This is a genomic window from Paraburkholderia sp. EG286B (assembly GCF_040965655.1).
Classification (GTDB): domain Bacteria; phylum Pseudomonadota; class Gammaproteobacteria; order Burkholderiales; family Burkholderiaceae; genus Paraburkholderia.
Window position 1 is genome coordinate 1 of sequence record NZ_JBFRCF010000300.1, and the last position, 210, is coordinate 210.

General features: G+C 69.0%; 1 protein-coding gene. It reads left to right on the forward strand.

The genetic code is table 11. The features are described 5' to 3' along the window. A partial coding sequence (locus tag AB4Y42_RS44795; protein WP_368697962.1) for an AMP-binding protein occupies positions 1–210 on the forward strand: 210 nt, incomplete at both ends.

The window sequence follows — 210 nt, forward strand, 5'->3', positions numbered from 1 at the left end:
AGTGCCTCCACGAGCTGTTCGAGGCGCAGGTCGCCAAGGCGCCGGAGGCGGTGGCGGTGGTCTGTGCGGAGGAGCGCGTGAGTTATGGCGAGCTCAATGCGCGGGCCAACCGTCTGGCGCACTATCTGACCGGGCTCGGTGTGAGGCCGGATCAGCCGGTGGCGATCTGCCTTGCGCGCAGTCCGGCGATGGTGGTGGGGCTGTTGGCGA